This is a genomic window from Fructobacillus parabroussonetiae (assembly GCF_018437265.1).
Classification (GTDB): domain Bacteria; phylum Bacillota; class Bacilli; order Lactobacillales; family Lactobacillaceae; genus Fructobacillus; species Fructobacillus parabroussonetiae.
On sequence record NZ_JAAMFL010000013.1, the window covers coordinates 1 to 1,408 of the forward strand.

Genomic DNA, 1,408 nt, shown 5'->3' on the forward strand with positions numbered 1-1,408 from the left:
CCAAAAGTAGTTGCCGGAACGCTGGCTGCGAGGATAGGACGACGCGATGCCTGTACATATAAAACGAGGAGACTCGTTTTTATTTTGGACGCTTAGCTCAGCTGGGAGAGCACCTGCCTTACAAGCAGGGGGTCACAGGTTCGATCCCTGTAGCGTCCATTGACTAAGGTCAAAAAGCGCCGCGTCGGGCATCCAGCCGACTTAGCTCAGCTGGTAGAGCACCGCTCTTGTAAAGCGGGGGTCGAAGGTTCGAATCCTTTAGTCGGCATATTATGCGAACATAGTTCAGAGGTAGAACATCACCTTGCCATGGTGGGGGTCGCGGGTTCGAATCCCGTTGTTCGCTTGGAATGCCGGCGTGGCGGAATAGGCAGACGCACAGGACTTAAAATCCTGCGATGGAAACATCGTACCGGTTCGATCCCGGTCGCCGGCATTATATTTGCACCTATAGCGCAATTGGATAGAGTGTCTGACTACGAATCAGAAGGTTGCAGGTTCGACTCCTGCTAGGTGCATCGTCTTCCAATCCAGAAGACAGGACGAGAGTCCAAAAGGAACGGGACGTAGCTCAGCTTGGTAGAGCACCTGGTTTGGGACCAGGGGGTCGCAGGTTCGAATCCTGTCGTCCCGATGGCTGGAGACAGCGACATCGCGGTGTAGCTCAGCTGGCTAGAGCGTTCGGTTCATACCCGAGAGGTCGAGGGTTCGATTCCCCCTGCCGCGATAGACTCGTACCGGACCATTAGCTCAGCTGGTTAGAGCAGACGGCTCATAACCGTCCGGTCGTTGGTTCGAGTCCAACATGGTCCATGAACGCCATGAAAACATGGAGGATTACCCAAGTCTGGCTGAAGGGAACGGTCTTGAAAACCGTCAGGTCGGGAAACCGGCGCGAGGGTTCGAATCCCTCATCCTCCTTAGGGCACAAGCCCCACGAAAAGCTTAATATTATCGCGGGATGGAGCAGTTCGGTAGCTCGTCGGGCCCATAACCCGAAGGTCGTAGGTTCAAATCCTACTCCCGCAATTGGTCGCATGGTCTAGCTGGTTAGGACGCCTGCCTGTCACGCAGGAGATCACGGGTTCGAACCCCGTTGTGACCGTTTCTTTTGAAAAAGAGATGGCTCTGTAGCTCAGTTGGTAGAGCAATGCATTGAAGCTGCATGTGTCGGCGGTTCGATTCCGTCCAGCGCCATAGGGGAGACCCGAGAGATGATGCGAATGTAGTTCAATGGTAGAATTCCAGCCTTCCAAGCTGGCTATGCGGGTTCGATTCCCGTCATTCGCTTTATGGGCCATTAGCTCAGTTGGTTAGAGCGCTGTGTTGATAACGCAGAGGTCCCTGGTTCGAATCCAGGATGGCCCATTGATCAGTCGACTTCGGTCGGCTTTTTTTGTGCCCTTTT

Annotated in this window: 14 tRNA genes; all 14 read left to right on the top strand. The window is 54.1% G+C overall.

The annotated features are described in order from the left end of the window. The first annotated feature begins 86 nt into the window (after positions 1-86). Positions 87-159, top strand: a tRNA-Val gene (locus G6R30_RS06045). Between the two features lie 36 nt (positions 160-195). Beyond that, a tRNA-Thr gene (locus G6R30_RS06050) sits at positions 196-268 on the top strand. A 6-nt stretch (positions 269-274) separates the two neighbouring features. Next, positions 275-346, top strand: a tRNA-Gly gene (locus G6R30_RS06055). A gap of 6 nt (positions 347-352) precedes the next feature. Continuing rightward, positions 353-436, top strand: a tRNA-Leu gene (locus tag G6R30_RS06060). A gap of 8 nt (positions 437-444) precedes the next feature. After that, positions 445-518 (top strand) — tRNA-Arg (locus tag G6R30_RS06065). Positions 519-560: 42 nt separating this feature from the next. Beyond that, a tRNA-Pro gene (locus G6R30_RS06070) sits at positions 561-634 on the top strand. 19 nt (positions 635-653) lie between these two features. Then, a tRNA-Met gene (locus tag G6R30_RS06075) sits at positions 654-727 on the top strand. 12 nt (positions 728-739) lie between these two features. Continuing rightward, positions 740-813: transfer RNA gene (locus G6R30_RS06080), tRNA-Ile, on the top strand. Positions 814-831: 18 nt separating this feature from the next. Further along, positions 832-921, top strand: a tRNA-Ser gene (locus G6R30_RS06085). A gap of 34 nt (positions 922-955) precedes the next feature. After that, positions 956-1,029: transfer RNA gene (locus G6R30_RS06090), tRNA-Met, on the top strand. Positions 1,030-1,031: 2 nt separating this feature from the next. Further along, a tRNA-Asp gene (locus G6R30_RS06095) sits at positions 1,032-1,105 on the top strand. A 19-nt stretch (positions 1,106-1,124) separates the two neighbouring features. Next, positions 1,125-1,197 (top strand) — tRNA-Phe (locus G6R30_RS06100). A 22-nt stretch (positions 1,198-1,219) separates the two neighbouring features. Continuing rightward, positions 1,220-1,290 (top strand) — tRNA-Gly (locus G6R30_RS06105). 4 nt (positions 1,291-1,294) lie between these two features. After that, a tRNA-Ile gene (locus G6R30_RS06110) sits at positions 1,295-1,368 on the top strand. The last annotated feature ends 40 nt before the right edge of the window (positions 1,369-1,408 follow it).